1 pseudogene and 1 CRISPR repeat array are annotated in these 3,180 nt (G+C 54.3%); the pseudogene reads left to right on the top strand.

Annotation, left to right across the window (positions count from 1 at the left end):
• Positions 1-79: 79 nt before the first annotated feature.
• Positions 80-2,928: a CRISPR direct-repeat array (repeat unit 32 nt; unit sequence GTCGCGCCTCCCGCAGGCGCGTGGATTGAAAC).
• A gap of 51 nt (positions 2,929-2,979) precedes the next feature.
• A pseudogene (locus B9J84_RS12590) lies at positions 2,980-3,051 on the top strand (metal-dependent hydrolase); the annotation flags it as partial.
• Positions 3,052-3,180: the final 129 nt, after the last annotated feature.

Below are 3,180 nucleotides of genomic sequence, written 5' to 3'. Positions count from 1 at the left end.
ATACAGTTTTGTACTACCGCGCAAAGTTAGCGGTAAATAATGGAGTGTGTTAGTTTATACGTGCCTTTAACAATAGGCAGTCGCGCCTCCCGCAGGCGCGTGGATTGAAACCCAGCAAATGTCTCTTTTCCGTAAAATGACTCTGGTCGCGCCTCCCGCAGGCGCGTGGATTGAAACTCTAACTTTGCCACAACAAGATTGCCGTTAACTGGTCGCGCCTCCCGCAGGCGCGTGGATTGAAACCTGCAGATACATCAAGCTTGCTTGTCAGCGTCAGTCGCGCCTCCCGCAGGCGCGTGGATTGAAACATCTCACGTCGCTATGGAACGCTAACCGACTTAAGTCGCGCCTCCCGCAGGCGCGTGGATTGAAACTGCTCTTGCAGTGAAGGCCAGCGAAAGCGAATAGTCGCGCCTCCCGCAGGCGCGTGGATTGAAACTAAAATTTGGCGTTGAACAACACATGCCGAACAGTCGCGCCTCCCGCAGGCGCGTGGATTGAAACAATAATTACTTTTATATTCATACTCGCATTGGACGTCGCGCCTCCCGCAGGCGCGTGGATTGAAACAAGCTCTGGATGAAAAGGGATTTATTAAAGATAAGTCGCGCCTCCCGCAGGCGCGTGGATTGAAACTGCAGAACTGGCGACAGCGATCGAGAGTTCGAAGTCGCGCCTCCCGCAGGCGCGTGGATTGAAACCAAAACGTTGCGCTCTCGGCTCTATGCTAAAACCGTCGCGCCTCCCGCAGGCGCGTGGATTGAAACCCATTTTATTAGTTGGCTTAGTTGATGTGTTAACGTCGCGCCTCCCGCAGGCGCGTGGATTGAAACCAAAAACTGTGACTAATGCATCGACAAACTCACGTCGCGCCTCCCGCAGGCGCGTGGATTGAAACACGCGATACGATTGGAATGAAGCCATTCGTTTTGGTCGCGCCTCCCGCAGGCGCGTGGATTGAAACCGTTGAACGTGTACTCCACCTTAATGACCAACCGTCGCGCCTCCCGCAGGCGCGTGGATTGAAACACATGAATCTGCCGTGGCAATAAGAGCCTTAAGTCGCGCCTCCCGCAGGCGCGTGGATTGAAACCACCCCGTAGAAACCCCTCGTGATTGGGACCTTGTCGCGCCTCCCGCAGGCGCGTGGATTGAAACAGCATATGTTCGGGACTTAGCATCGGCGGGTATTGTCGCGCCTCCCGCAGGCGCGTGGATTGAAACACGGCTTGTACCCTAACGCTCTCTTGTCCATTTTGTCGCGCCTCCCGCAGGCGCGTGGATTGAAACCAAGTCCGTGAACCGTCTAACCATTCGTAGGGGGGTCGCGCCTCCCGCAGGCGCGTGGATTGAAACAAGCATGGCAAGTCTACAAAAATCGCAATTAAGGTCGCGCCTCCCGCAGGCGCGTGGATTGAAACTACTTCTTCAGTGCTTACCCATTTGATATCGATGGTCGCGCCTCCCGCAGGCGCGTGGATTGAAACACTTCCTCAAGCTCAGCTGACCACCACAGCAGTGTCGCGCCTCCCGCAGGCGCGTGGATTGAAACACATATGTATTGCTTGGGCTGCTCTTGTTGATAGTCGCGCCTCCCGCAGGCGCGTGGATTGAAACTTCTATCAGCAAAACCAAGAATTGAAGCTCTTGGGTCGCGCCTCCCGCAGGCGCGTGGATTGAAACTGCAATGTTCTTCATAACTAAAATCTCTTTTTGGTCGCGCCTCCCGCAGGCGCGTGGATTGAAACGCGTATCCATTTCTGTACTTCTCGGCCTAACTTAGTCGCGCCTCCCGCAGGCGCGTGGATTGAAACGTATGAAAGTCGGGTTACACACTTCGTCACGAAAGTCGCGCCTCCCGCAGGCGCGTGGATTGAAACTCCAGGTCGCCAGTCGGTTTTCTTCATTTCCAAGTCGCGCCTCCCGCAGGCGCGTGGATTGAAACACCTCAGCCATTATTAGAGTTTTCCCCGACCCCGTCGCGCCTCCCGCAGGCGCGTGGATTGAAACAATATCAGATCAGCTATTTGGTTATAACTTAACGTCGCGCCTCCCGCAGGCGCGTGGATTGAAACTAGCCAAACGCTTTTATTCGCTTGGTCAGCGGATGTCGCGCCTCCCGCAGGCGCGTGGATTGAAACCCTCGTTATGCTAATTGCTGACTAGCAGCAGCCAGTCGCGCCTCCCGCAGGCGCGTGGATTGAAACGCGTATGAGCTGTCTTGGTTCGGGTCCTAGAATAGTCGCGCCTCCCGCAGGCGCGTGGATTGAAACGCGGAAAGCCCGAATGAACCACTTGTCACTGTCGTCGCGCCTCCCGCAGGCGCGTGGATTGAAACCAAAGCAACTGACTGACGCGCTCGGTCTGCAAGGTCGCGCCTCCCGCAGGCGCGTGGATTGAAACGAATTATAAAAGTGAACCGCTTATTGTTGGTGAAGTCGCGCCTCCCGCAGGCGCGTGGATTGAAACCCGTTCGTGTGGGTAAGTACGGCCCGAACGCAAGGTCGCGCCTCCCGCAGGCGCGTGGATTGAAACATTGTCATTATTCGACCGTACTGCAAGCCGTGGGTCGCGCCTCCCGCAGGCGCGTGGATTGAAACCGATGCAATCAACGAAAGAACCACAGAAATAACGTCGCGCCTCCCGCAGGCGCGTGGATTGAAACAGCATCTGCCAGCAAGATCCAGTTGTTACGTCATGTCGCGCCTCCCGCAGGCGCGTGGATTGAAACATTGATAACATAGGCAAAATTAACGAGGTGTTTAGTCGCGCCTCCCGCAGGCGCGTGGATTGAAACCTCTAGCGTTGCTTTAGTATTAAGACTTCCAAGGTCGCGCCTCCCGCAGGCGCGTGGATTGAAACAGTGACGTGACTTGGTTTCGCATAGTCGCTACTTGTCGCGCCTCCTGCTTCATTTTGCACGAGTTATGCTATATCTCTTAGCATAATCATAGTGACAGATTTTGGCGATTACTCACCAGCGTGATGCCAAATTGGAAAGAAGTAAAAAGCCGTTTGGATGGAATGGCGGAGTTGTATTTGAATAAATAAAAAAGCCAGTGCAGATGCACTGCAAAGTCGATGGGGTAGAGGAGGTGCATAATTATACTGATGGACGTTGACGTAATCGACAAAGCCACTCTTGTAATGAAAAACAATTAGAAATGATACTTTCAGAGT

The sequence above is a fragment of the Vibrio sp. V03_P4A6T147 genome (assembly GCF_002241085.1).
GTDB lineage: Bacteria > Pseudomonadota > Gammaproteobacteria > Enterobacterales > Vibrionaceae > Vibrio > Vibrio anguillarum.
Note: the sequence above shows the minus strand (reverse complement) of the source record. Positions and strands in the feature narration are given on the sequence as shown.